Annotated in this window: 25 protein-coding genes and 1 pseudogene; 8 read left to right on the forward strand and 18 right to left on the reverse strand. The window is 73.1% G+C overall.

The annotated features are described in order from the left end of the window. Positions 1–184: 184 nt before the first annotated feature. From aceE to ACFV3E_RS23320, 4 genes are all read right to left on the reverse strand, one after another. Entirely contained in the window at positions 185–2,860 is a 2,676-nt protein-coding gene (aceE, locus tag ACFV3E_RS23305) for a pyruvate dehydrogenase (acetyl-transferring), homodimeric type (protein ID WP_500536374.1), read from the reverse strand. 149 nt (positions 2,861–3,009) lie between these two features. Further along, on the reverse strand, positions 3,010–3,636 hold the full coding sequence (locus ACFV3E_RS23310; RefSeq protein WP_499509609.1) for a GntR family transcriptional regulator: 627 nt from the start codon (positions 3,634–3,636) through the stop codon (positions 3,010–3,012). A 93-nt stretch (positions 3,637–3,729) separates the two neighbouring features. Next, positions 3,730–3,954: a barstar family protein gene (locus ACFV3E_RS23315; RefSeq protein ID WP_500536375.1), complete on the reverse strand. Its 225-nt coding sequence runs from the start codon at positions 3,952–3,954 to the stop codon at positions 3,730–3,732. Positions 3,955–4,062: 108 nt separating this feature from the next. Continuing rightward, complete coding sequence (locus ACFV3E_RS23320; RefSeq protein WP_499509607.1) at positions 4,063–4,866, reverse strand: exodeoxyribonuclease III; 804 nt, start codon at positions 4,864–4,866, stop codon at positions 4,063–4,065. A gap of 72 nt (positions 4,867–4,938) precedes the next feature. Here ACFV3E_RS23320 and ACFV3E_RS23325 point away from each other — a divergent pair. The 3 genes and pseudogenes from ACFV3E_RS23325 (at position 4,939) to ACFV3E_RS23335 (ending at position 6,226) form a co-directional block, all read left to right on the forward strand. Next, positions 4,939–5,438: pseudogene (locus tag ACFV3E_RS23325) on the forward strand (GNAT family N-acetyltransferase). 9 nt (positions 5,439–5,447) lie between these two features. Continuing rightward, a complete protein-coding gene (locus ACFV3E_RS23330; protein ID WP_500536376.1) occupies positions 5,448–5,834 on the forward strand; it encodes a PPOX class F420-dependent oxidoreductase in 387 nt (128 codons plus the stop codon). Further along, on the forward strand, positions 5,831–6,226 hold the full coding sequence (locus ACFV3E_RS23335; protein ID WP_500536377.1) for a (2Fe-2S) ferredoxin domain-containing protein: 396 nt from the start codon (positions 5,831–5,833) through the stop codon (positions 6,224–6,226). The genes ACFV3E_RS23330 and ACFV3E_RS23335 overlap by 4 nt, the downstream gene beginning before the upstream one ends. Positions 6,227–6,320: 94 nt before the next feature. On the opposite strand, the gene ACFV3E_RS23340 is transcribed toward ACFV3E_RS23335, so the two are convergent. Next, complete coding sequence (locus ACFV3E_RS23340) at positions 6,321–6,491, reverse strand: hypothetical protein (RefSeq protein ID WP_018560806.1); 171 nt, start codon at positions 6,489–6,491, stop codon at positions 6,321–6,323. Positions 6,492–6,781: 290 nt separating this feature from the next. Further along, complete coding sequence (locus ACFV3E_RS23345) at positions 6,782–7,216, reverse strand: ATP-binding protein (RefSeq protein WP_500536378.1); 435 nt, start codon at positions 7,214–7,216, stop codon at positions 6,782–6,784. Positions 7,217–7,341: 125 nt separating this feature from the next. Between ACFV3E_RS23345 and ACFV3E_RS23350 the strand changes: the two genes are divergently transcribed. From ACFV3E_RS23350 to ACFV3E_RS23360, 3 genes are all read left to right on the forward strand, one after another. Beyond that, a complete protein-coding gene (locus ACFV3E_RS23350) occupies positions 7,342–8,205 on the forward strand; it encodes a Sco1979 family transcriptional regulator (protein ID WP_500536379.1) in 864 nt (287 codons plus the stop codon). A 5-nt stretch (positions 8,206–8,210) separates the two neighbouring features. Then, positions 8,211–8,450 (forward strand): DUF397 domain-containing protein, encoded by a 240-nt coding sequence (locus tag ACFV3E_RS23355; RefSeq protein WP_499509602.1) that lies wholly within the window; start codon positions 8,211–8,213, stop codon positions 8,448–8,450. Positions 8,451–8,559: 109 nt separating this feature from the next. Further along, positions 8,560–8,799, forward strand: coding sequence for a hypothetical protein (locus tag ACFV3E_RS23360; protein ID WP_499509601.1), 240 nt, complete (start codon positions 8,560–8,562; stop codon positions 8,797–8,799). 202 nt (positions 8,800–9,001) lie between these two features. On the opposite strand, the gene ACFV3E_RS23365 is transcribed toward ACFV3E_RS23360, so the two are convergent. After that, positions 9,002–10,144 (reverse strand): glutathione-independent formaldehyde dehydrogenase, encoded by a 1,143-nt coding sequence (locus ACFV3E_RS23365; RefSeq protein WP_500536380.1) that lies wholly within the window; start codon positions 10,142–10,144, stop codon positions 9,002–9,004. A gap of 142 nt (positions 10,145–10,286) precedes the next feature. On the opposite strand from ACFV3E_RS23365, the gene ACFV3E_RS23370 reads away from it, so the two are divergent. Further along, positions 10,287–10,484, forward strand: a complete 198-nt coding sequence (locus tag ACFV3E_RS23370) for a hypothetical protein (RefSeq protein WP_499509599.1) — start codon at positions 10,287–10,289, stop codon at positions 10,482–10,484. A gap of 205 nt (positions 10,485–10,689) precedes the next feature. On the opposite strand, the gene ACFV3E_RS23375 is transcribed toward ACFV3E_RS23370, so the two are convergent. From ACFV3E_RS23375 to ACFV3E_RS23385, 3 genes are all read right to left on the reverse strand, one after another. Next, a complete protein-coding gene (locus ACFV3E_RS23375; protein WP_500536381.1) occupies positions 10,690–11,718 on the reverse strand; it encodes an MsnO8 family LLM class oxidoreductase in 1,029 nt (342 codons plus the stop codon). A 59-nt stretch (positions 11,719–11,777) separates the two neighbouring features. Then, positions 11,778–12,071, reverse strand: coding sequence for a dihydrofolate reductase family protein (locus ACFV3E_RS23380; protein WP_500536382.1), 294 nt, complete (start codon positions 12,069–12,071; stop codon positions 11,778–11,780). Positions 12,072–12,156: 85 nt separating this feature from the next. Then, the gene (locus ACFV3E_RS23385) at positions 12,157–12,309 is read right to left on the reverse strand and encodes a hypothetical protein (RefSeq protein WP_500536383.1); all 153 of its coding nucleotides are present in this window, start codon (positions 12,307–12,309) and stop codon (positions 12,157–12,159) included. A gap of 181 nt (positions 12,310–12,490) precedes the next feature. On the opposite strand from ACFV3E_RS23385, the gene ACFV3E_RS23390 reads away from it, so the two are divergent. Continuing rightward, positions 12,491–14,065 carry a DHA2 family efflux MFS transporter permease subunit gene (locus tag ACFV3E_RS23390; protein WP_500536384.1) on the forward strand — a complete coding sequence of 525 codons (1,575 nt, stop codon included), beginning with the start codon at positions 12,491–12,493 and terminating at the stop codon, positions 14,063–14,065. Positions 14,066–14,105: 40 nt separating this feature from the next. Here the strand turns inward: ACFV3E_RS23390 and ACFV3E_RS23395 are convergent, their stop codons facing one another. From ACFV3E_RS23395 to hypB, 8 genes are all read right to left on the reverse strand, one after another. Continuing rightward, positions 14,106–14,567: a DUF5709 domain-containing protein gene (locus ACFV3E_RS23395; protein ID WP_500371717.1), complete on the reverse strand. Its 462-nt coding sequence runs from the start codon at positions 14,565–14,567 to the stop codon at positions 14,106–14,108. Between the two features lie 241 nt (positions 14,568–14,808). Further along, complete coding sequence (locus ACFV3E_RS23400; protein WP_500536385.1) at positions 14,809–15,246, reverse strand: sortase; 438 nt, start codon at positions 15,244–15,246, stop codon at positions 14,809–14,811. A gap of 275 nt (positions 15,247–15,521) precedes the next feature. Then, positions 15,522–15,893: a low affinity iron permease family protein gene (locus ACFV3E_RS23405; RefSeq protein WP_500371719.1), complete on the reverse strand. Its 372-nt coding sequence runs from the start codon at positions 15,891–15,893 to the stop codon at positions 15,522–15,524. A gap of 97 nt (positions 15,894–15,990) precedes the next feature. After that, positions 15,991–17,067 (reverse strand): hydrogenase expression/formation protein HypE, encoded by a 1,077-nt coding sequence (gene hypE, locus ACFV3E_RS23410; protein ID WP_500536386.1) that lies wholly within the window; start codon positions 17,065–17,067, stop codon positions 15,991–15,993. After that, the gene (gene hypD, locus ACFV3E_RS23415; RefSeq protein WP_500536387.1) at positions 17,060–18,184 is read right to left on the reverse strand and encodes a hydrogenase formation protein HypD; all 1,125 of its coding nucleotides are present in this window, start codon (positions 18,182–18,184) and stop codon (positions 17,060–17,062) included. The genes hypE and hypD overlap by 8 nt, the downstream gene beginning before the upstream one ends. Continuing rightward, positions 18,181–18,477 carry a HypC/HybG/HupF family hydrogenase formation chaperone gene (locus ACFV3E_RS23420; protein WP_018560791.1) on the reverse strand — a complete coding sequence of 99 codons (297 nt, stop codon included), beginning with the start codon at positions 18,475–18,477 and terminating at the stop codon, positions 18,181–18,183. The genes hypD and ACFV3E_RS23420 overlap by 4 nt, the downstream gene beginning before the upstream one ends. Next, entirely contained in the window at positions 18,477–20,888 is a 2,412-nt protein-coding gene (gene hypF, locus ACFV3E_RS23425; protein WP_500536388.1) for a carbamoyltransferase HypF, read from the reverse strand. The genes ACFV3E_RS23420 and hypF overlap by 1 nt, the downstream gene beginning before the upstream one ends. Beyond that, positions 20,888–21,679, reverse strand: coding sequence for a hydrogenase nickel incorporation protein HypB (gene hypB / locus ACFV3E_RS23430; RefSeq protein ID WP_500536389.1), 792 nt, complete (start codon positions 21,677–21,679; stop codon positions 20,888–20,890). Before hypB ends, hypF begins: the two co-directional genes overlap by 1 nt. Position 21,680 lies beyond the last annotated feature (1 nt).

Consider the following 21,680-nt stretch of genomic DNA (forward strand, 5'->3'; position numbering starts at 1 on the left):
GGTCCCCGTCCCGGTGCCCCACCACGACACCGCCCCGCCCCATTCCCCCGCTTTCCCCCCCACCGTGGGGGCGGGGGGGGGCCTCCCGGGGGGGGGGGGGGGGGGGCTCCCCGGCCCCGGGCGGGGCCCGGCTTGCGGCGGGGCCCCGGCCCCTCATGCCCCCGCCCGGGGCGGAGCGGGGAGCTCAGAGCCCGTAACGTTCCCGGGCCTCCTGCACGGTCTCCCGCTTGACCTCGCCGCGCCCGGCGAGCGCGGCCAGCGCGGCGACGACCACCGACTGCGGGTCCACGCCGAAGTGGCGGCGCGCCGCATCGCGCGTGTCCGACAGGCCGAAGCCGTCGGTGCCGATCGAGTGCCATTCCTGCGGCACCCACTGGCTGATCTGGTCCGGCACCCCGCGCATCCAGTCGCTCACCGCCAGCACCGGGCCCGGCGCGCCCTCCAGGACACGGGTGACGTGGGGGAGCGGGGCGTCCTCGCCCCGCAGCCGGGCCGCGTCGTACGCCAGACCACCGCGCCGCAGCTCGCTCCAGGAGGTCGCGGACCACACGTCCGCCGCCACGCCCCACTCCGCGGCCAGCAACTGCTGCGCCTCCAGGGCCCAGTGGATCGCCGTGCCGGAGGCCATCAGCTGCAGCCGCGGCGCGTCGGCGGACAGCCCGGCGGTGTCGGCGGCGCGGAAGCGGTACAGGCCCTTGACGATGCCTTCCTCGACACCCGGCTCCGCGGGCATGGCCGGCTGGATCTTGGGCTCGTTGTAGACCGTCAGGTAGTAGAAGACGTCCTCCGCGTCCGGGCCGAACATGCGGCGCAGGCCCTCGCGGACGATGACGCCGACCTCGTAGGCGAAGGCCGGGTCGTACGAGACCGCCGCCGGGTTGGTGGACGCGATCAGGTGCGAGTGGCCGTCGGCGTGCTGCAGGCCCTCACCCGTCATCGTCGTGCGGCCCGCGGTCGCCCCGACCAGGAAGCCGCGGCCGAGCTGGTCGGCGAGGGCCCACATCTGGTCGGCGGTCCGCTGCCAGCCGAACATCGAGTAGAAGATGTACAGCGGGATCATCGGCTCGCCGTGCGTGGCGTACGAGGTCGCCGCGGCGGTGAAGGAGGCCATCGAGCCGGCCTCGGTGATGCCCTCGTTGAGGATCTGCCCGTTCTCCGCCTCCCGGTAGTACAGGAGCATGTCGCGGTCGACCGGGTCGTAGGTCTGGCCGAGCGGCGAGTAGATGCCCGCGCTCGGGAAGAGCGACTCCATGCCGAAGGTGCGCGCCTCGTCGGGGACGATCGGCACCCAGCGGCGTCCGCTCTCCTTCTCCCGCATGAGGTCCTTCATCAGCCGGACCAGGGCCATCGTGGTCGCGATCTCCTGGCTGCCGGAGCCCTTGGCCAGGGCCTCGAAGGGCTTCGCGGACGGCTCGGGGAGCGCCACCGGGTGCACCCGGCGGGCCGGGGCGGGGCCGCCGAGCTCGGCGCGGCGCTCCTGCAGGTAGCGCACCTCGGGGGAGTCGGCGCCCGGGTGGGCGTACGGCACCAGGTCCCCGGCGAGCGCGCTGTCCGGGATGGGCAGTTCGAGCAGGTCGCGCATGGCGCGGAACTCGGGGAGGGTGAGCTTCTTCATCTGGTGGTTGGCGTTGCGCGACTCGAAACCGCGGCCCAGCGTCCAGCCCTTGACGGTCTGCGCGAGGATCACGGTCGGCGCGCCCTTGTGCGTGGTGGCCGCACGGTAGGCGGCGTACACCTTGCGCGGCTCGTGGCCGCCGCGGGAGGTGTGGAAGCACTCGGCGATCTTGGCGTCCGTCAGCAGCTTCGCCATCTCGGCCAGGGCCGGGTCGGCGCCGAAGAAGTGCTCGCGGATGTACGCGGCGTCGCGGGTGGCGTAGGTCTGGAACTGCCCGTCGGGTACCTCGCGCAGCCGCCGCACGAGCGCGCCCGTGGTGTCGAGGGCGAACAGCTCGTCCCAGGCGGAGCCCCACAGCGACTTGACGACGTTCCAGCCGGCGGCACGGAACTTCGCCTCCAGCTCCTGGACGATCTTGAAGTTGGCGCGGACCGGCCCGTCGAGGCGCTGCAGGTTGCAGTTGATCACGAAGGTGAGGTTGTCCAGCCCCTCACGGCCGGCGAGGCCGAGGGCGGCGGTCGACTCCGGCTCGTCCATCTCGCCGTCGCCGAGGAAGGCCCACACGTGCGAGCCGGAGGTGTCCTTGATGCCGCGGTGGGTCAGGTAGCGGTTGAAGCGCGCCTGCTGGATCGCGGCGAGCGGGCCGAGGCCCATCGACACGGTCGGGAACTCCCACAGCCAGGGCAGCCGCCGCGGGTGCGGGTAGGACGGCAGGCCGTCGCCGCCGGCCTCCTGGCGGAAGTTGTCCAGTTGCCGCTCGGTCAGCCGGCCGTCGAGGAACGCGCGGGCGTAGATACCGGGGGAGGCGTGGCCCTGGACGTACAGCTGGTCGCCGGAGCCGTCGCCCTCCTTGCCGCGGAAGAAGTGGTTGAAGCCGGTCTCGTACAGCCAGGCCGCGGAGGCGAAGGTGGCGATGTGGCCGCCCAGGCCCAGGCGGCTGCCGCGGGTCACCATGGCGGCGGCGTTCCAGCGGTTCCATCCGGCGATGCGCCGCTCCATCTCCAGGTCACCGGGGAGCTCGGGCTCCGCGGCGGTCGGGATGGTGTTGATGTGCTCGGTCTCCAGTAGAGACGGCACCGCGAGACCGGACGCCTGCGCGTGGTCGAAGGTACGGCGCATCAGGTACGCCGCGCGATCAGGGCCGGCGGCGTGGGTGACCGCGTCGAGTGAGGCGGCCCATTCGCCGGTCTCCTCCGGGTCCGGGTCCGGCAGGTGATCGAGCGCGCTCAGCGTGGCGTCGGTCATGGTGAACGCCTCCCAGTTGGTTCCGTGCGGGCAGGGGTGTCCCCGTGTCTCACAGAGTAAGACTGATCGATGATCGATCAAATACCTTGTGACGAGGGTCACAAAGGGGAGAGCTCCCATGGTCCGGGCGGGGGTGTTCCGGGCCGGCGTCAGCCGCCCTGCGGGGCACAGCCCAGCACATGCTCCTTGACCAGCTCGCCGACCCGCGGATCGTCCCTGCGGAAGGCCTCCACCACCGCCTGGTGCTCCTCGGCGTACAGCCGCTGCCGGGTGCCCAGCCAGCGGATCGACAGCGCCGTCCACACCTCGATGCCCAGCGACTCCCAGGTGTGCAGCAGCACGCTGTTGCCGGAGGCGCGCACCAGCTCGCGGTGGAACGCCACGGTGTGCCGCACCTGAGCCCCGGCGTCGCCCTCCTCGTCCGCCTCGTGCAGCAGCGCGACCTCGGCCTCCAGCGCCGACAGGTCGTGCCGCAGGCGCGGCGCCGCCAGCTCGGCGGCGATCTGCTCCAGGCCCGCCCGCACCGGGTAGATCTCCTCCAGGTCCCCGGCGGTCAGCCGGCGCACCCGCACCCCCTTGTTCGGGGCGGACTCGATCAGCCGCATGACCTCCAGCTCCCGCAGCGCCTCCCGCACGGGCGTCTGGCTGACCTCCAGCTCGGTGGCGATGCCCCGCTCGACGATCCGCTCCCCGGGCTTCCACCGCCCGCTGACGATGCCGTCCACGATGAACTCGCGGATCTGCTCGCGCAGAGAGCGGACGACGGGCGGCGCCATGGGGACTCCTCCGGAAAAGGGCAGCTGACTAGACGATACGGCGACGGCGCCCTCCGGCGGTCCCGTACGGCGGCACCGGGTGTCGCCGCGCCCTCAGGCGAGGACGACTTCCACGCCGCCCTCGGCCAGCACCTCCAGGACCGCGCCGAAGCGGCTGTCCGGCTCCCCGCGGGAGTCCAGCGTCCCGCCCAGCGCCCGCCGCGCGACCGCGGAATCCCGCCACACCAGGGTGCACGGGGTGGTGACCCCGAAGCCGCCGCGGAGGCAGTCGGCCAGGGCGTCCGCATTGCAGCCGAGGTAGCCGCCCGGACCGTACATCGCACAGCAGGTCGTCCGCGGACCGGACCAGGGCGAAGCCCGGACGGTCCGCGCGCTCGACATCCCGCGGCCAGTGCCGCCGCATGTTCCCTCGGCCCCCCGGAGGATCTACCGGCCGAGATCGTAGGCGACCGTCACCGGCGCGTGGTCGGACCAGCGCTCGGGGTGGGTGTCCGCACGCTCGACCCGGGTCTGCGCCGCCCGGGCCGCCAGGCCGCGGGTCGCGACGTGGAGGTCGATGCGCCAGCCGCTGTCGTTGTCGAAGGCGCGGCCGCGGTAGGACCACCACGTGTACGGGCCCTCGCCCTCCGGGGTGAGGTGGCGCACGACGTCGGTGTACCCGGCCTCGTCGTAGACGCGGGAGAGCCACGCCCGCTCCTCGGGGAGGAAGCCGGCGTTCTTCTGGTTGGCCCGCCAGTTCCTCAGGTCGCGCTCGGTGTGCGCGATGTTCCAGTCACCGCAGATCAGCACCTCGCGGCCGGCGGCGGCGGCCTTTTCCCGCAGCTTGACCATGTGCTCCAGGAACGCCGCCATGAAGCGCTCCTTCTCCTCCTGCCGCTCCGTGCCGACCTCGCCCGAGGGGAGGTAGAGGCTGGCCACCGTCACGCCGGGCAGGTCGATCTCCGCGTAGCGGCCGGAGCCGTCGAACTCCTCCGAGCCGAAGCCGATCCGGCTCGCGGACGGTTCCTGCCGCGAGTAGAGGGACACCCCGGCCCGGCCCTTCGCGGCCGCCGGGGCGTGGAGCACGTGCCAGCCCTCGGGGGCACGGACCTCCTCGGGCAGCTGCGCGGCCTCGGCGCGGACCTCCTGCAGGCACACCACGTCGGCCGTGGTCGCCTCCAGCCAGGGGAGGAAGCCCTTCTTGGCCGCGGCGCGCAGCCCGTTCACGTTCACGGTGGTCACGGTGAGCATGACGGGGACGATACCGGCCCGCCGGAGGGTGCCCGTACCGGGGCGTAGGCCGCACACCCGTACGATGTGCGGGTGGAGATCCGGAAGACGCGCTACGACCACTCCGACGCCGTGCTGCTGACCGAGCAGGTGCAGCAGGAGTACGTCGTGCGGTACGGCGGCCCCGACGAGACGGCGATGGACCCCGACCACTTCGACGGTCCGCAGGGCGAGTTCATGGTCGGCTACCTCGACGGCGCCCCCGTGGCGACCGGGGGCTGGCGCGGTCAGGACGCCTCCACGGAGGGCTTCGAGGACGGCGACGCCGAGGTCAAGCGGATGTACGTGGTGCCGCAGGCCCGGGGCCGGGGCTTCGCACGCCGGATGCTCGCCGCACTGGAGACCGGCGCCGCCGCGGCGGCCGCACCCGGATGGTGCTGGAGACGGGGCAGATGCAGCCGGAGGCGATCGCCCTCTACGCCTCCTGCGGCTACACGCCGGTGACCAAGTTCGGCCACTACAAGGACAGTCCGCTCAGCGTGTGCCTGGGCAAAACGCTCCGGGCACCGGCCGAGGAGGCCGTTCCCGCGTAGCCTTGGTCCATGATCGAGGACAGCGCGTCCGCCCGGCTCGCGGCGGGCAAGTACCTACTGGTGACCACCTACCGGCGGGACGGCCGTACCGTTGCCACCCCGGTCTGGGTGGTCCGCGACGGTGAGGCGGTCGGCGCCTGGACCGCGGCGGACTCCGGCAAGGTCAAGCGGATCCGCAACCGCGCCGACGTGCTGGTCGGCCCCTGCGACGTACGCGGCAACCCCACCGGGGAGCAGGTGCCCGCGCGCGCCGAGGTCCTCGGACCGCAGGAGACCGAGCGCTACCGTTCCCTGGTCGCCCGCAAGTACGGCCTGCTCGGCAGGCTGACCCTGTTCGGCAGCCGGCTGCGCCGCGGCCGCGAGGGCACGGTGGGCGTGCGGATCACCCTCACGTGAGCGGTGGTGTGCCGCGGCAGGGCGCCTGCACGGTGAGCGTCTGCCGCGACTGCTGCTGCGGTACGCAGAAGGTCCCCGGCGTCGACCACGACGCGCAACTCGACCTGCTCCGGCGGGAACTCGCCGGGGTCTGCCGGGTACGCGTCACCGAGTGCCTCGACGTGTGCGAACAGGCCAACGTCGTCGTCGTGCAGCCCTCGCCGGAGGGGCGTGCGGCCGGCGGCCGGCCGGTCTGGCTGGGCCTGGTCAACGATCCCGGCGCCCTCGATGACATCGTCGCGTGGGTGCGCGCCGGGGGACCGGGCCGTGCCGTACCGCCCGACGTCCTGGACCTCTACACCATCGAACCGCCGGGCGGCCGCGCCGTGGGCGCCGTGGACGCGGCGGGCTGAGCGGGCCGGAAACGCCACCGCGAGGCCCGGGACACGGCAGGGGCCGTACGGGCTTCGTTGCCCGTACGGCCCGTGAACCGGCCGTGCCGGAGGCTCAGTCGATGCTCCGCAGGATGTGCGGTTCGTTCAGATCGTCCTCGTAGCCGGCCAGTCGGATCGGTGCCGACCTGGCCCAGACGTCCAGGTTCCGCACCTCCCGCTGTTGCGCGGGTTGATCGTCAGGCTCCTTGGGGAGCTGGTTCCGCTTTGACTTCTCGGGTGTCACCGCGCACTCCTTCGTGTCGGGTGAGCCGGACGCCGGCCCGGCCGCTGCCGGACGCCGACCGCCCGGTCGGGCTGATGGCTGAGCGGACGCGGTGGCGCCGGTTGCGGAACCGGGCGGGGACCGCGGTGGGCGGTTCCTCCCGGGGCGGAGGCAGGGGGTGTTGGTGCTCCCCCGAGGGCCTTTCCGTCGGGAGAAGCCTATGCCCGGACGCGGGGTGCCACCATCCCAATTCGGCGCGCCGCGGCGACGGCCACTCTTCCCGCGGACGCCGAGCGGTCGTCACCCGGTGTTCAACCGCTGCGCCGGACCGCCCCGGGACGGGCGCAGGGGAGGGTCGCCCACACCGCGCGACCGGTCCCGTGCGCCGGCGGGCGCACGCCCCAGCCTTCGGCCAAATGGGCGACGAGGGCGAGCCCGCGACCGTTCTCGTCGCCGTCGGCGGCCGCGCGCGCCTGGGGACCCGCGGTCCCGCGCCCTTCGTCGACGACCTCGATGTGCAGCTTGCCGCCCGCCGTCCAGAGCAGGCACGCGACATGGTCGCTGCCGCTGTGCACGACCGCGTTGGTGAAGAGTTCGCTCACCACGAGGCCGGCGTCGTCGCCCAGCTCCTCCAGGCCCCATCCGCTCAGCGCGGAACGCACCTGGCGTCGCGCGACGCCGACCGACGAGGCCTGCGCCGGCAGTCGGAGCCGGAAGGTGTCCCGGGCGCTGAGGGCAAAGAGCACACACGCAACTATGGCCACTGCTTGCACAGAAGGCAAGGGTCATTCTGCAAATTGCACAATCGCCAGTACCAGGGTGTGGGTTCCATTCCTGACATGGCACACTGCTGCCATGCGTGAGTTGCGACATGGGTGAGGCGAAGGCGAGCGGGGCGCCGACGGTCCTCCGCGTGATCCTCGGCAAACGCCTCCACGACCTGCGGGAGAAGGCGGGTTGCTCGTACGAACAGGCCGCGCGCGAGCTGGACGTCACCCATGCCACCGTGCGCCGTATGGAGAAGGCCGAGGTCGGCCTGCGCATCCCGTACGTGGAGAAGCTGCTGGCGCTGTACGGCGTCGACGCCGTCGAGGCGGCGACCTTCATCGACCTCGCCCGGCAGGGCAACCGCCCCGGCTGGTGGCACCGTTACCGTGACGTCCTGCCGTCCTGGTTCAGCGCCTTCGTCAGCCTCGAGGGCGAGGCGGCCATCATCCGCGCCTACGAGCCGCACTACGTCCCGGGCCTGCTGCAGACCGAGGACTACGCCCGCGCCGTGCTGAGGGCCGGCCGCCCGGGCGCCTCCACGGAGGAACTCGAGCGCCTGGTCGCGCTCCGCCGGGAACGGCAGGCGCTGATCGCCCGGCCCGAGGCCCCACTGCTGTGGGTGGTGATGGACGAGACCGTGCTGCGCCGCCCCATTGGCAGTCCCGGCGTCATGCGCGCCCAGCTGGACCGGCTGGCCGAGGCATGTGAGTTGCCGCAGGTGAGACTGCAGATCATGCCCTTCGACGCCGGGCCGCACCCGGCGATGTACGGGCCTTTCCACATCTTCCGGTTCCAGATCCGCGAACTGCCGGACGTCGTGTTCACCGAGAGCCTGGTGGGCGCCGCCTACCTGGACGACGTGGACGACGTCTCGGCGTTCCTCGAGGCCCTCGACCGGATGTGCGCGCAAGCCGCGCCGGCACACAGCACCGCAGCCATCCTCGATGGCATCCGCAAGGAGATCTGACACACATGGACGACCGCATATACAACGGCATGCGCGCCGTCGACCTCGGTACCGAGGGCTGGCACAAGCCGTGGAGCGGCGGCAACGGGGGAAGTTGCGTGGAGGCCATGAAACTGGCCGACGGCAGGGTCGCGCTGCGGCAGTCCACCGACCCCGACGGGCCGGCCCTCATCTACACGGACCACGAGATCAGGATGTTCATCCAGGGCGCCAAGGACGGAAAGGCCGACTTCCTGCTGTCCTGAGCCCCCGCATTGACATCTTCGAGTGAACCCAGCCCGCGCGGGCAACCGCGACGACCAACGGGCTGTCTCCAGCGGTAATCCGCCGGACGGACGGGACAAGGGGAGCAGCATGACCGGACAACTCGGACCGCTGTACGAACCGGGAGTGGCCTACGTGCGCATCGCCGCTGCCGACGCGGCGACCGCCCACAGGGTCGCCGACGTCATCGCCTCCCGGTATCCGGGGACCCGCCCGCCGCGGGTCACCACGCATGCGGACGGGTTGGTGGAGTTCGACCTGTACACGTACACCCTGGAGGAGGTCAGCCCCTCCGGGCCCTACGACGCCCAGGGCCCGGAGAGCTGCTAGGCCCTGCCGTCAAAGTCCCGCCTGCCCAGCGGCGCCTGGCACGGCACCTCGCTGCGTTGTCGAATCGTCCGAGTAGCCCACTACGAGGACGATCCTCCGCCTTGCGATGCACCGCACCAGACGCCGCTGGGCCCGCCCTCCGGGCGGCCGGCACTACTTTGACGGCAGGGCCTCGGACCCCGGGCGCCGCGCTTGCGCCGGATCAGCCCTGACCCGGGTGGAGGACGACCTTGGTGTAGCCCTCGATCCGCTTGTCGAACTTCTCGTACGCCGACGGGGCGTCCGTCAGGGGCAGCTCGTGGGAGACCACGAAGCTCGGGCGGGCGCGGCCTTCGATGATCATGTCGCGCAGCTGCCGGTTGTAGCGCTTGACGTTGCACTGCCCGGTGCCCAGCCGCAGGCCCTTCTCGAAGAGCCGGCCGATGGCGACCAGCAGTCGGCCGCTCTTGGCCTGCTCGTCCGGGCCGCCCGGGTCGGACGGCACGTACAGGCCGGGGATGCCCAGGGCGCCGGTGGGGCGCACCGTGTCGATCAGGGAGTTCAGCACCGCCGCGGGCTCCTCGCGGCCCGCGCCGCCGGCCTGGGCCTGGTAGCCGACCGCGTCGACGCCCTTGTCGGTGCCCTCGCCCTTCGTGTGCTCCTTGATCTGGTCCACCGGACTGCCCTTGGTGAAGTCGATCGGGACCGCGCCGATCTCCTCGGCCTTCTGCAGCCGCTCCGGCACGCGGTCCACGACGAACACCTTGGCCGCCCCGCGCAGCATCGCCGAGTACGCGGCCATCAGCCCGACCGGGCCGCCGCCGTACACCGAGACGCTCTCGCCGGGGGAGACCTGGGCGAGCTCACAGCCGTGGTACCCGGTCGGGAAGATGTCGGCGAGGAGCACGAAGTCGGACTCGTTGGCGGTGCCCTCCGGCAGTTTCAGACAGTTGAAGTCCGCGTACGGTACGCGCACGTATTCCGCCTGACCGCCCGGCCAGGGGCCCATGGCCACATAGCCGTAAGCGCCTCCGGCGAACCCCGGATTGACCGTCAGGCAGTAGCCGGTGAAACCCGCCGAGCAGTTCTTGCAGAATCCGCAGGCGACGTTGAAGGGCATGACCACGCGGTCGCCCTGCTTGAGGGTGGTGACCCCCTCGCCGACCTGGTCGATGATCCCCAGGTTCTCGTGGCCGAAGACGATGCCGGGCTCCGCGGCGGTCCGGCCCTCGTACATGTGCAGGTCGGAACCGCAGATCGCGGTCGACGTCACCCTGACGATCACGTCGTTGGGGTGTTGCAGGCGTGGATTGTCGACTTCCTCGACGGCTACTTCGAACGGTCCTTTGTAGACGACGGCCTTCACGTGGACACCTCCGATTGGTGTCTGATTCGCGGCTTACGTGACCTATTTCTCATGCTCCCCCCTTGGGCAGTGCGAGACAAGCCAGCTATTCTTCACGTGGAATATGGCGAATTGTGATTGACCGCGAGGAAAGGCGGGAAGAATGGCCCACCGCTCAGGAACGCTGCTCGTCCCCGTGCCCGGCCTGTCCGGCACGGTGTACCCGGTGGGCACGCGCGTGGCCATCAGCGGACGGGGCTCCGCCGTCGACGCCTTCGTGGACGGCGACTGGCTGCCGCTGTCGTGGTGGGAGTTCGCCGAGGGCCGCAACGACGACGTGTACGAGGGCCCCACCGCCTGACGTGCCTCCCGCGGCCGGGACGCCGCTTCGGCAGCCGTCGCACCGCGACGAGTTGCCCGGCCGGCAGCGGCAACTCTCCCGGCGGGCCATGGAAATCGGCGTGCTCGCGGACCATGACCGGTCCGTGGACGCCGAGTTGGGGAGCGTGCGCTTCCCTCGGCCGCCGTGACGGCGGCGATCACCACAGGCACCTTCCGGCCACCGGTCAGCGCGCCGCCACGGCCTGTGCGCCCAGCCCCGCGAGCCGCGCCAGACGGCGGTGGGAGTCCAGCAGCGCCGACCGGTCGTAGCCGGCCGTGGTGACCAGCACCTCGTCCGCCCCGGTACGTCCGACCAGGCCCGACAGCGCGGCCGTCACCTCGTCCTCGGTGCCGTGGACGCCCCCCGACAGCGTCCCTTCGAACACGTCGCGCTCGCGCGCCGTCATGGGCCTCGTCAGCACCTCGTCCGGCGGCGCCAGCGGCGGGAATTCGCCGTGCGTACGCGAGTGCGCCAGCGACCAGGCCTCCGACACCAGCAGCCGCCGCGCGGCCTCCGTCGTCTCCGCCACGGACACGGTCGTCGACACCACGACGTACGGCCGCGCCGCCCACGCCGAGGGCCGGAACGCCGCGCGGTAGTCCTCGATCGCCTCGCGCATGCGCTCCTCGCCCCGCACCGCCGCGATCACCAGGGGCAGCCCGAAGGCCGCCGCCGTGGCCGCTCCCGCGCCCGTGGCGAGCACGAACGCCGGGACGCGCATCCCCTCCGGCGGCCGCGCGTGCACCGCGCCGGGGCCCGCCGTGCCGGTGAAGTAGCCGAGCAGCTCCGTCAGCAGTTCCTCGAAGTCCCCGGCGGCGTGGGCGTCGCGTCCCAGCGCCCGGCGCACTCCGTCCGTGAAGCCCACCGACCGCCCCAGCCCCATGTCGATCCGCCCGGGGAACAGCGACTCCAGCACCCCGAACTGCTCCGCCACCACCAGCGGCCGGTGGTTGGGCAGCATGACCCCGCCCGTGCCCACCCGGATCCGGGACGTGGCTGCGGCGACCGCCGCGGCCAGCACCGCCGGCGAGGACCCCGCCACGCCCGGCACCCCGTGGTGCTCCGACACCCAGAAGCGCCGGTAGCCCAGTTCCTCGGCGTGCCGTGCCAGCCACACCGTGTCCCGCAACGCCTGCGCGGGCTCGGCGCCCTCGCGGACGGGGGAGCGGTCGAGGATCGAGAACGGAATCGGGGGGAGCTGCGGTGCGATCACCTTTGGTGCAACGCCCACCGCGGCGCGGGATTCCCGGGTGGCGGCGCCCCGGACGCCGCTCAGTCCTCCCGGCGGGCGTACGTCACCATCAGCACGCCGCTCTTGTGCGTCCGCACCTCGGTCACGTCGTACGCCTGCGGGGCGAAACCGCCCGCGAACAGCGGGACGCCGGCGCCCGCGACCACGGGGTTGAGCTTGACGACCAGCTCGTCGATCTCCGGGCGCAGCGAGGCCGCCAGCCGGCCGCCCCCGCACAGCCAGATGCCCGCCCCGTCCCGCCGCTTCAGCCCGCGCACGAACTCCAGCGGGTCACCGGAGACCAGCTCCACCGCGGGGTCCGGGCTCGCCGTCATGCTCCCGGACACCACGTACTGCCGCAGGTGCGGATAGGACTGGTCAGCCCGAAGGGCAGCCCCACCTCGTAGGTGGCCCGGCCCATCAGCACCGTGTCGAACCGCCGGTTCGGCGCGTCGGCGATGCCCAGCGGGCCGCGGGCCTGCGCCGAAGGGTCTCCGGGTACTCGGCGAGGACCGTCTCCATGTGGTCGCCCACGGCCGCGAGGAAGTCGTACTCGCCCTCCGGCCCGGCCACGAAACCGTCGATCGTGGACGCCGCGAAATACGTCAGCGTGCGCTGCTTCCCCCCGGTACGCGGTGATCGTCGACCGGGGCCGAGGTAGTCCGTGGACGGATCCCACCCACGCGATACCCCGGCCCCCGGAGTAGATTCGGTGACGACCCGCGGGGGACGGCGGGGGATGGCGGAGGCTGGGATGACGGAAGCCGCGGGCGCGACGGACCGGGCCGGGACGCTGACGCTGGGCGGGGCGAGCGGGCGATGGGTCCTCGCGGCGGTGGTCCTGGGCTCGGGCATGACCCTGCTCGACGGCACCGTCGTCAACGTCGCCCTCCCGACGATCGGCAAGGAGCTCGGCGCCACGCTCGCCGGCCTCCAGTGGACGATCAACGCCTACACCCTGACCCTCGCCGCGCTCATCCTGCTGGGCGGCTCGCTCGGCGACCGCTTCGGGCGGCGCAAGGTCTTCATGATCGGCACGGTCTGGTTCGCGCTGGCCTCCCTGCTGTGCGGCATCGCCCCCAGCATCGAGGTGCTGATCGCCGCCCGCGCCCTGCAGGGTGTCGGCGGGGCGCTGCTCACCCCCGGATCGCTGGCCCTGATCCAGGCGTCCTTCGCGTCCCAGGACCGGGCCCGCGCGATCGGCGTGTGGTCGGGACTGGGCGGCATCGCGGGGGCGCTGGGGCCGCTGCTCGGGGGCTGGCTGGTCGACGCCGTCAGCTGGCGCTGGGTGTTCTTCATCAACCTCCCGCTGGCCGTCCTGGTCATCGCGGTCGCCTCCCGGCACGTCCCGGAGAGCCGCGACGAGAGCGTCACCGGCGGCTTCGACGTCGCGGGCGCCGTGCTCGGCGCGGTCGGCCTCGCCGGGGTCACCTACGCCCTGATCTCCGCGGGCGGAAGCCACCCGGACATCGCCGCCGTCTGCGTCTCCGGCGTGGCGGGCCTGGCCGCGTTCGCCGGGTTCGTGGTGACCGAGCGGCGCAGCCCGCACCCGATGCTGCCGCCGAGGCTCTTCTCGAACCGCCAGTTCACCGCCGCGAACCTGGTCACCTTCGCGGTCTACGCGGCGCTCGGCGGCCTGTTCTTCTTCCTGGTGCTCGAGCTGCAGACCGAGGCCGGATACTCCCCCCTGGCCTCCGGGACGGCGCTGCTGCCCATCACCGTCATCATGCTGGCGCTGTCCGAGCGCGCGGGCCGGCTCGCCGAGCGCATCGGGCCGCGGATCCCCATGACGGTCGGGCCGGCGATCTCTGCCGTCGGCCTGCTGCTGATGCTGCGGATCGGCGCGGACGCCTCGTACGTCGCCGACGTCCTGCCCGCGGTGTGCGTCTTCGCCCTGGGCCTGGCGACCACGGTCGCCCCGCTCACCGCCACCGTCCTGGGCGCCGCCGAGGTACGGCTCGCGGGCACCGCCTCCGGGGTGAACAACGCCGTGGCCCGTGCGGCGGGCCTCCTCGCGGTGGCCGCCCTGCCGCTCATGGCCGGGCTCTCCGGCGACGACTACGAGGACCCGGCCGCCTTCGGCCACGGGTTCCGGGTCGCCGTCACGATCTGCGCCGGGATGCTCGTGGTGGGCTCGCTCCTCGCCTGGTTCGGCATCCGCTCCGACGTGCTCCGCGAGACCCCCGAGGAGCCCGCCAAGCCGGCTCCGGCGTGCAAGCACTACTGCGCCATCGGCGCCCCGCCCCTGCAGAGCGGCGAGGAGTCCGCATGCGGGACGGTGACCGGCGGCGGGCCGGACATGGGGAAGGACCGCCCCCCGGCCGGGTGACCCGCGCGACCGGGGCCCGACGGGACCGGGTCAGGAGGGGTCAGTACTCCTCGGACTCCGGTACGAGATGCATCGCGGCCTCCTCGGCGGAGGCGGCCGCCCCGTCAATGCCGATGTCCTGGGCGACCATGCCCTCGGTCTCGTAGTGCGCGCCCTCGTCGGGGGCGACCAGACGCCCGGCGCGCGGGCCCCCGACCTCGCCGTCGATCAGCTCCCCGTCGGTGTCCCACGCGTCCCCGATGCCGTCCCCGTCGGGGACCGGCAGGTCCGGGAGCTCCTCGGCCAGGCGTTCGTCGAGCGTCTCGCCCTGCAGGCGGCCCGCCGCGGTGATGGCGGGCTTGTTCACCGCCCAGGGCCGCTCCGGCGGTGAGTAGCCCTCGTCGAGAATCTGGTCGACACCGTGGTAGTCCAGGGTGTCCTCGGGCTCCAGCAGCCCGGCGTCGTCCTGTACCTCTGACCCGTCCGGCTGGTAGACCTCGTCACCCATCTCGTTCTCTCGCATGTCCGTCTCCTCGCTCACGCGCCGCCACCGCCTCGGCGCCGTCTCGCGGGCCGCGCGCCCCCTCTTTCCCTCCACACTCTTCCGTCCGGACGCCGATCGCCACCCGGAAGGGTGAAAAAGGTCGGTGCGGGAGCGTTCCCCGGACCTTCACCCGCCGTCCCGCGCCCCCGCCGCCCCGGCCGCGCCACCGTCATCCTTCGCGGCGGCCGGGGCGGCGGTCCGAGGACCCGGGCACCGGGGGTCAGCGGCGGGCGGACCGCCGTCCGACGGGACCGAAGTCGTCGTCGCAGTCGAGGCCGGAGAACCCGTGCGCGAAGCCCCTGACCACCCGGAAGGAGGCGGTGGTCTGGGTGCGCGGCGGGCACCGCAGCGTCACGGTGTACCAGCCCGGCCGGGTGTGCTTCGGCACCCGGAAGCTGCCGGCGAGCAGGCCGCCGCGCCTGCCCAGGGGCAGCAGGTTGACCTGGCCGCCGGCTTCGGACTGGCCCTTGGAGTAGGTGGCGTCACGGCCGCAGGCCGTGGTCGTGACCATCAGCCGCATTCCGGGGACGGCGTAGTAGGGGGTGACCCATGCATTGGGGAAGTCGTAGGCAGGGGCCGAGGCGGAGGCGGTGGGAACGGTGAGACCGATGACGGCCGCGGCCATGGCGACGCCGCCAAGAACGCGTGTTGTAGGCATGAGGCAGCTCCAGGTCGAACGGGCAGGGAGGAGCGGTCCCAGGGCGTCCGCTCCACGCGGAGCAAAACAGCACCGCGTGGGGCCTGCCACCCGAAAGCGGCGCTCACGGCGCCGAACGCGTCCCCGCGCAGCCCCGGCTCGCCACGTCACCGCAGGTCACGCGCCATGCGGCCGATCGCCCGTGAAAGTGTCCTGCCTTACCCGCAATCAGGTGACGGGCCGACAGAGATGTTCTGCCGAAACGAGATTGACGGAGCATCAGAAAACGAGGGCGGTCATGCTTCCTCGTGGAGGCCGATCACCTCACGCAGCGCGTCCCGTGCCTCGTGGGAGCTGCCGCCCTGCTCCAGCAGCGCGGCGGCGATCGCGTCCAGCTTGCGCTGGACGGCGTGCTCGGCGCGGCGTTCGGCGTTCTTGAGCAGGGCGAGCAGCAGCAGGGTGACCGCCGTCATCAGATCCGCGGCGAACAACTGCCACTTCAAGGGCAGCCCGAGGGCGTGGACGACGAGGAAGCCGGCCACCAGGAGCAGGCAGACGCAGTAGAAGAGCGGCGACGCCGTGAAGTTGGACGTCGCCTCGGCGAGCCGCTCGAACCGGCCCCGTCCGCCTTCCTCGTCGGTCCGCTCCGCCGGATGCCGGAACGTCACGCCGTCCTCCCGGAGGGCTCGTCGACGATGGGCGGTGCGGTGCGCGGGACGTGCCCGGCCGGCCCGCATCCGCGGACCGGCCGGAACCGGTCCGCGGTCAGCAGATGCGCGGCAACTGCTCACCCAGCGGCAGGTCCACCACCCGCGTCCCGCCGAGGCCCGTACGGGCGACGACCATGCCCGCGTGGTCCGCCACGCACTCCCCGATGACGGCCGCGTCCGCGCCCAGCGGATGCGCGCGCATCGCGGCCAGCACCTCCTCGGCCACCGCGCCGGGCACGAAGGCGACGAGCCTGCCCTCGTTGGCGACGTACATCGGGTCCAGGCCCAGCACCGCGCAGGCGTTGGCCACCGCGGGTGGCACGGGCACCGCCCGCTCCTGCAGGACGACACCGACACCCGAGGCGGCCGCGATCTCGTTGAGGGCGGCCGCCAGACCGCCACGCGTGGGGTCGCGCAGCACGTGCACGTCCGTCGTGACGCGCAGCACGGCCTCGACGAGCCCGCCGAGCGCCGCCGTGTCGCTCTCGATCTCGACCCCGAACTCCAGGCCCTCGCGCACGCTCATCACGGCGACGCCGTGCGCCCCGATCTCCCCGCTGACGATGACCACGTCGCCCGGCGCCGCGCGCTGCGGACGGATGTCGACACCGTCGGGGATCAGGCCGATGCCGGCGGTGTTGACGTACAGCCCGTCGCCGTGACCGGCCTCGACGACCTTGGTGTCTCCGGTGACGACCTCCACCCCCGCGGTGCGCGCGGCCGCGCCGAGCGCCTCGGCGACCCGCGCCACCAGCGGCATCTCCACCCCCTCCTCCAGGATGAAGCCGCAGGAGAGGTAGGCGGCCCTGGCCCCGCTCATCGCCAGGTCGTTGACCGTGCCGTTGACGGCGAGGTCGCCGATGCTGCCGCCGGGGAAGAACAGCGGCCGCACCACGTACGAGTCGGTGGAGAACGCCAGCCGGGCCCCGCCCAGCGTCACGGCCGCGGAGTCGGCGAGCCCGGCCAGCACCTCGCCGCCGAAGGCGGGGGCGAAGACGTACCGGACGAGTTCCGCGGACAGCGCGCCCCCGCCGCCGTGGCCCATCACCACCCGCGGCTGGTCGCGCAGCGGCGCCGGGCAGGTCCAGCCGGAGAAGTCCGGGGCGGCGAGGGTCTGTGCGATGTCAGCCAACGGGGCTCGCCTCCAGGGGTGCGCTGGTCCCGCCGAGCCGGCGGTAGAGGTAGTACGCGGCGCAGGCCCCCTCGCTGGAGACCATCGTGGCGCCCAGAGGCGTGCGGGGCGTGCAGACACCGCCGAACGCCTCGCACTCGTGCGGCTTGATCAGGCCCTGCAGGACCTCGCCGCTGCGGCAGGCGGCCGGCTCCCGCGTGGTGATGCCCGTGACGGAGAACCGGTGCTCGGCGTCGTACTCCCGGTACCGCTCCGACAGCCGCCATCCGCTGTCGGGGATGACGCCGATGCCGCGCCAGGCGCGGTCGGTGACCTCGAAGACGTCCGCGAGCATCGCCTTCGCCGCCGGGTTGCCCTCCGGGCGCACGGCGCGGGGGTAGGCGTTCTCCACCCGGTACTCGCCGTGCTCCAGCTGGCGCACCGCGCGGCGCACGCCCTCCAGGATGTCCAGCGGCTCGAAGCCGGTGACGACGATCGGCACACCGAACCCGTCCGCCAGCTCCGGGTACTCCTCCGTCCCCATCACGCTGCACACATGACCGGCCGCCAGGAACCCCTGCACGCGGCAGTCCGACGAGCGCATGATCGCCTCGATCGCCGGGGGGACGCGTACGTGGGACACCAGCAGGCTGAAGTTGGCGATGCCGAGCTTCCGCGCCTGGTACACCGTCATCGCGTTGGGCGGGGCGGTGGTCTCGAAGCCGATGCCGAAGAAGACGACCTCGCGGTCCGGGTTCTCCCGGGCGATCCGCAGCGCGTCCAGCGGGGAGTAGACGACGCGCACGTCGCCGCCCTCGCCCCGGACGCCGAAGAGGTCGCGTCCGGTGCCGGGGACGCGCAGCATGTCGCCGAAGGAGCAGAAGATCACCCCGGGTCGGGAGGCGATCTCCAGTGCCTTGTCGATGACCTCCAGCGGGGTCACGCAGACCGGGCAGCCGGGGCCGTGGATGAGCTCCACCTCCTTCGGCAGGAGCTGGTCGATGCCGTGCCGGATGATGGTGTGGGTCTGGCCGCCGCACACCTCCATCAGTGCCCAGGGCCTGGTCACGGTCGCGTGGATGTCGTCCAGCAGTCTCCGGGCCAGCTCCGGGTCCTGGAACTCGTCGATGTACTTCACCGCTCCGCCTCCGCCGTCGTTCCCGCCTCGGCGGCCGCCTGCTGCCAGGGGTCGCCGAACTCCTCCTCCAGCAATCCGAGGTTCCCGAAGAGGGCGAGCGTCTGCCGCGCCGACTCCTCGTCCAGCCGCTGCAACGCGAAGCCGACGTGGACGATGGCGTACTCGCCGACCTGGAGGTCGGGCAGGTACTCCAGGCACACGTCCTTCACCACGCCGCCGAAGTCGACGACCGCCATCTTGGTGCCGTCCCGTTCCTCGATCTCCAGCACCTTGCCGGGTACCGCCAGGCACATCAGCTGTCTCCTCGCTGTGGGTGGGGGTCCGTGGGGCCGCCGCGGGCGGCGACGACCAACTGGCCGAGCGCCAGGCCTCCGTCGTTGGGTGGTACGAGCCGGTGGCGCAGCACCGTGAACCCGTCCTCGCGCAGGTCCCACGCGCACGCGGAGGACAGCAGAGCGTTGGCGAAGACGCCGCCGCTGAGGGCCACCGTCGTGGTGCCCTCCGCCTCCCGTACGGCCGCGCACACCCGGCGCACCAGGTCGGCCACCGCCCGGTGGAAGCGCCCGGCGACCACCCCGGCGGGCACGCCCGCGTGCAGGTCGGCGACGACGGCCGCCAGCACCGGGCCCGGGTCGCAGGCGGTCGCTCCGTCGGCGCCGGCGCCGATGCGCAGGGTGAAGGCGTAGCCCTCCGCGGGCAGTTGGCCCGCCGCCACCGCCGCGGCCTCCAGCTCGACGGCGGCCTGCGCCTCGTACCCCGCCTCGTGGCACACCCCGGCCAGCGAGGCGACGGCGTCGAAGAGCCGGCCCATGCTGGAGGTCGGGACGCAGTGCAGCCCCCGCTCCAACTGGGTGGCCAGCAAGGCCCGTTCGTGCTCCGGGCAGGCGGCCGTGCACGGCAGTTCCGGCGCCCAGGGCAGACCGGCCGCCCGCAGATGCGCCAGCGCCATCCGGTAGGGGCGGCGCACCGCCGCGTCCCCGCCGGGCAACGGCACGTACGCCAGGTGCGCGGGCCGCCGGAAGCCGTCGTAGTCGGCGAGCAGGAACTCACCGCCCCACACCGCGCCGTCGTCGCCGTGGCCCGTCCCGTCGAAGGCGACGCCGATCACCGGGCGCGTCCCGTCCAGCCCCGCCTCGGCCATCGCCGCCGCGACGTGCGCGTGGTGGTGCTGCACCTGCCGCAGCGGCCGCTCGCCCGCGGAGCGCCGTGCCCAGCCCACCGAGCGGTAGCCGGGGTGCCGGTCCGCGGCCAGGAGCACGGGCCTGACCCCGGTGATCTCCTCCAACTGACGTTCGGCGGCCGTGAAGGCGGTCAGCGTCGCCAGGTCGTCCATGTCGCCGACGTGGGCCGACAGCCAGGCGTGCCGTCCCTCGCCCACGCAGAAGGTGTTCTTCAGGTCGCCGCCCACGGCGAGCGCCGGCGCCACCTGCACGGGCAGGGGCACCGGGAAGGGCGCGTAGCCGCGCGAGCGCCGCACGGGCAGTTCCTCGCCGTCGCAGATCCGCACCACCGAGTCGTCGCACGGCACATGGATGGGCCGGTCGTGCGTCAGCCACGCGTCGGCCAGGCCCGCCAGGCGTTCCAGCGCCTGCTTGTCGTCGGTGACGATGGGCTCCCCGCCCAGGTTGCCGCTGGTCATCACCAGCAGCCCGGGCCCCGGGGGATCGCCCGGCAGTCCCAGCAGCAGATGGTGGACCGGCGTGTACGGCAGCATGACCCCGAGGTCGGCGACCCGCGGCGCCACGGTCTCCGCGACCTCGCGCACCCCCGCCCGCCGCCGCAGCAGGACGATCGGCCGGCGTGTGCCGGTCAGCAACTCCCGCTCCGCCGGGCCGACGTGGGCCAGCCGCTCCACGTCCGCGACGTCCCGCGCCATCAGGGCGAACGGCTTGTCGCCGCGGTCCTTGCGGGCCCGCAGCAGCCGCACGCTCTCCTCGTTGCCCGCGTCGCAGGCCAGGTGGTAGCCGCCCAGGCCCTTCACCGCGACGATCGCGCCCGCCGCCAGCAGCCGCCGTGCCTCCGCGAGCGGTTCGCCCTGCCATGTCGTGCCGTCCGTGCCGTCCGTGCCGTCCGCGCCGTCCGTGCCTTTCGCGCCGGGCAGGACCAGCCGCAGCCGGGGACCGCAGTCGTGGCAGGAGACGGGCTGAGCGTGGAAGCGGCGGTCGGCGGGGTCCTCGTACTCGGCCCGGCACGTCGCGCACATCGGGAACCGGGCCATCGTGGTGTGGGGCCGGTCGTACGGCAGGCCGGTGACGATCGTGAAGCGCGGCCCGCAGTGCGTGCAGGTGATGAAGGGGTGCCGGTGGCGGCGGTCGGCGGGGTCGCGCAGCTCGGCCAGGCACGCCTCGCAGGTGGCGGTGTCGGGGGGGACCAGGGTGCGGGAGGCCGCGTCGCCGGGGCGCGAGGGGCTGATGGTGAAGTCCGTGCCGCCCGCGAGGGGGAGCAGATGATGGTGCACCGACTCCACCACCGCCAGCGGCGGCGCTTCGGAGCCGATCCGTGTGCAGAAGGACGCCACCGCGCCAGGGGCGCCCTCGACCTCGGCGACCACCCCGTCACCGGTGTTGCCGACGTGGCCCGCGAGCCCCAGCTCACGGGCCAGACCGAACACGAACGGCCGGAAGCCGACTCCCTGCACGACCCCCCGGACCAGCACCCTGCGGCGCTGCGCGGTCCGGGCCGCGGGCCCCGGCTGACCCGGCATCAGTGCGTGTGGCCCACGGAGTGGGTGTGCCCGGCGGCGTCCTGGTGCGGGTGTTCGTGCGGGTGCGCATGAGTGTGCCCGTGCGCGTGGCCGTTCTCCACGGCGGTGCGCGCCATCACCGGACGGTGCACAGCGGCCCCCGCGTGCACGGCCAGCGCCCGCTCCAGCAGCACGCCCGCGCCCTCGCCGCCCCGTGTGGACGTGACGAGCACCTCCACGCCCGGGTTGACCTGGGCGACGGCCGCCAGGAAGGCCGCCTCGTCGAAGCCGACCGCCTCGGCGATGTCGTACTTCGTCACGATCACCAGATGCGCCAGGCCGAAGGCCGTCGGGTACTTCAGCGGTTTGTCCTCGCCCTCGGTGACCGAGGCCAGCACGACGCGCAGTGACTCGCCGAGGTCGTACGAGGCAGGGCAGACGAGGTTGCCGACGTTCTCCACGAACAGCAGGTGCGTGCCCTCCGGCAGCCAGGAGTCCACCTGCGACCGCACCATCGCCGACTCCAGGTGGCACAGCCCGTCGGTGAGCACCTGCCGCACCGGGGCACCGGAGCGGGCCAGCCGGGTCGCGTCGTTCTCGGTGGCGAGGTCGGCGGTGAGCGCCGCCACGGGCACCCCCCGCAGCCGGGCCAGCCCCAGTTCCGACTCCAGCAGCGCCGTCTTGCCGCTGCCCGGACTCGACAGCAGGTTCACCATGACGGTGCCGCGTGCGGCGAGTTCCCGGCGCAGGTCCTGCGCCCCGCGGTCGTTCCTGGCGAGCACGGACTGCCGCAGATCGGTCACTTTGCACATG

The sequence above is a fragment of the Streptomyces sp. NPDC059718 genome, from assembly GCF_042733315.1.
In the GTDB taxonomy this organism is placed as follows: Bacteria; Actinomycetota; Actinomycetes; order Streptomycetales; family Streptomycetaceae; genus Actinacidiphila.

Excerpts from the sequence above, each read along its gene's own strand:
- aceE (WP_500536374.1), bottom strand. The coding sequence starts at position 2,860 with ATGACCGACGCCACGCTGAGCGCGCTCGATCACCTGCCGGACCCGGAC.
- ACFV3E_RS23310 (WP_499509609.1), bottom strand. The coding sequence starts at position 3,636 with ATGGCGCCGCCCGTCGTCCGCTCTCTGCGCGAGCAGATCCGCGAGTTC.
- ACFV3E_RS23315 (WP_500536375.1), bottom strand. The coding sequence starts at position 3,954 with ATGTACGGTCCGGGCGGCTACCTCGGCTGCAATGCGGACGCCCTGGCC.
- ACFV3E_RS23320 (WP_499509607.1), bottom strand. The coding sequence starts at position 4,866 with ATGCTCACCGTGACCACCGTGAACGTGAACGGGCTGCGCGCCGCGGCC.
- ACFV3E_RS23330 (WP_500536376.1), top strand. The coding sequence starts at position 5,448 with ATGATCGAGGACAGCGCGTCCGCCCGGCTCGCGGCGGGCAAGTACCTA.
- ACFV3E_RS23350 (WP_500536379.1), top strand. The coding sequence starts at position 7,342 with ATGGGTGAGGCGAAGGCGAGCGGGGCGCCGACGGTCCTCCGCGTGATC.
- ACFV3E_RS23355 (WP_499509602.1), top strand. The coding sequence starts at position 8,211 with ATGGACGACCGCATATACAACGGCATGCGCGCCGTCGACCTCGGTACC.
- ACFV3E_RS23360 (WP_499509601.1), top strand. The coding sequence starts at position 8,560 with ATGACCGGACAACTCGGACCGCTGTACGAACCGGGAGTGGCCTACGTG.
- ACFV3E_RS23370 (WP_499509599.1), top strand. The coding sequence starts at position 10,287 with ATGGCCCACCGCTCAGGAACGCTGCTCGTCCCCGTGCCCGGCCTGTCC.
- ACFV3E_RS23380 (WP_500536382.1), bottom strand. The coding sequence starts at position 12,071 with ATGACGGCGAGCCCGGACCCCGCGGTGGAGCTGGTCTCCGGTGACCCG.
- ACFV3E_RS23390 (WP_500536384.1), top strand. The coding sequence starts at position 12,491 with ATGACGGAAGCCGCGGGCGCGACGGACCGGGCCGGGACGCTGACGCTG.
- ACFV3E_RS23395 (WP_500371717.1), bottom strand. The coding sequence starts at position 14,567 with ATGCGAGAGAACGAGATGGGTGACGAGGTCTACCAGCCGGACGGGTCA.
- ACFV3E_RS23400 (WP_500536385.1), bottom strand. The coding sequence starts at position 15,246 with ATGCCTACAACACGCGTTCTTGGCGGCGTCGCCATGGCCGCGGCCGTC.
- ACFV3E_RS23420 (WP_018560791.1), bottom strand. The coding sequence starts at position 18,477 with ATGTGCCTGGCGGTACCCGGCAAGGTGCTGGAGATCGAGGAACGGGAC.
- hypF (WP_500536388.1), bottom strand. The coding sequence starts at position 20,888 with ATGCCGGGTCAGCCGGGGCCCGCGGCCCGGACCGCGCAGCGCCGCAGG.
- hypB (WP_500536389.1), bottom strand. The coding sequence starts at position 21,679 with ATGTGCAAAGTGACCGATCTGCGGCAGTCCGTGCTCGCCAGGAACGAC.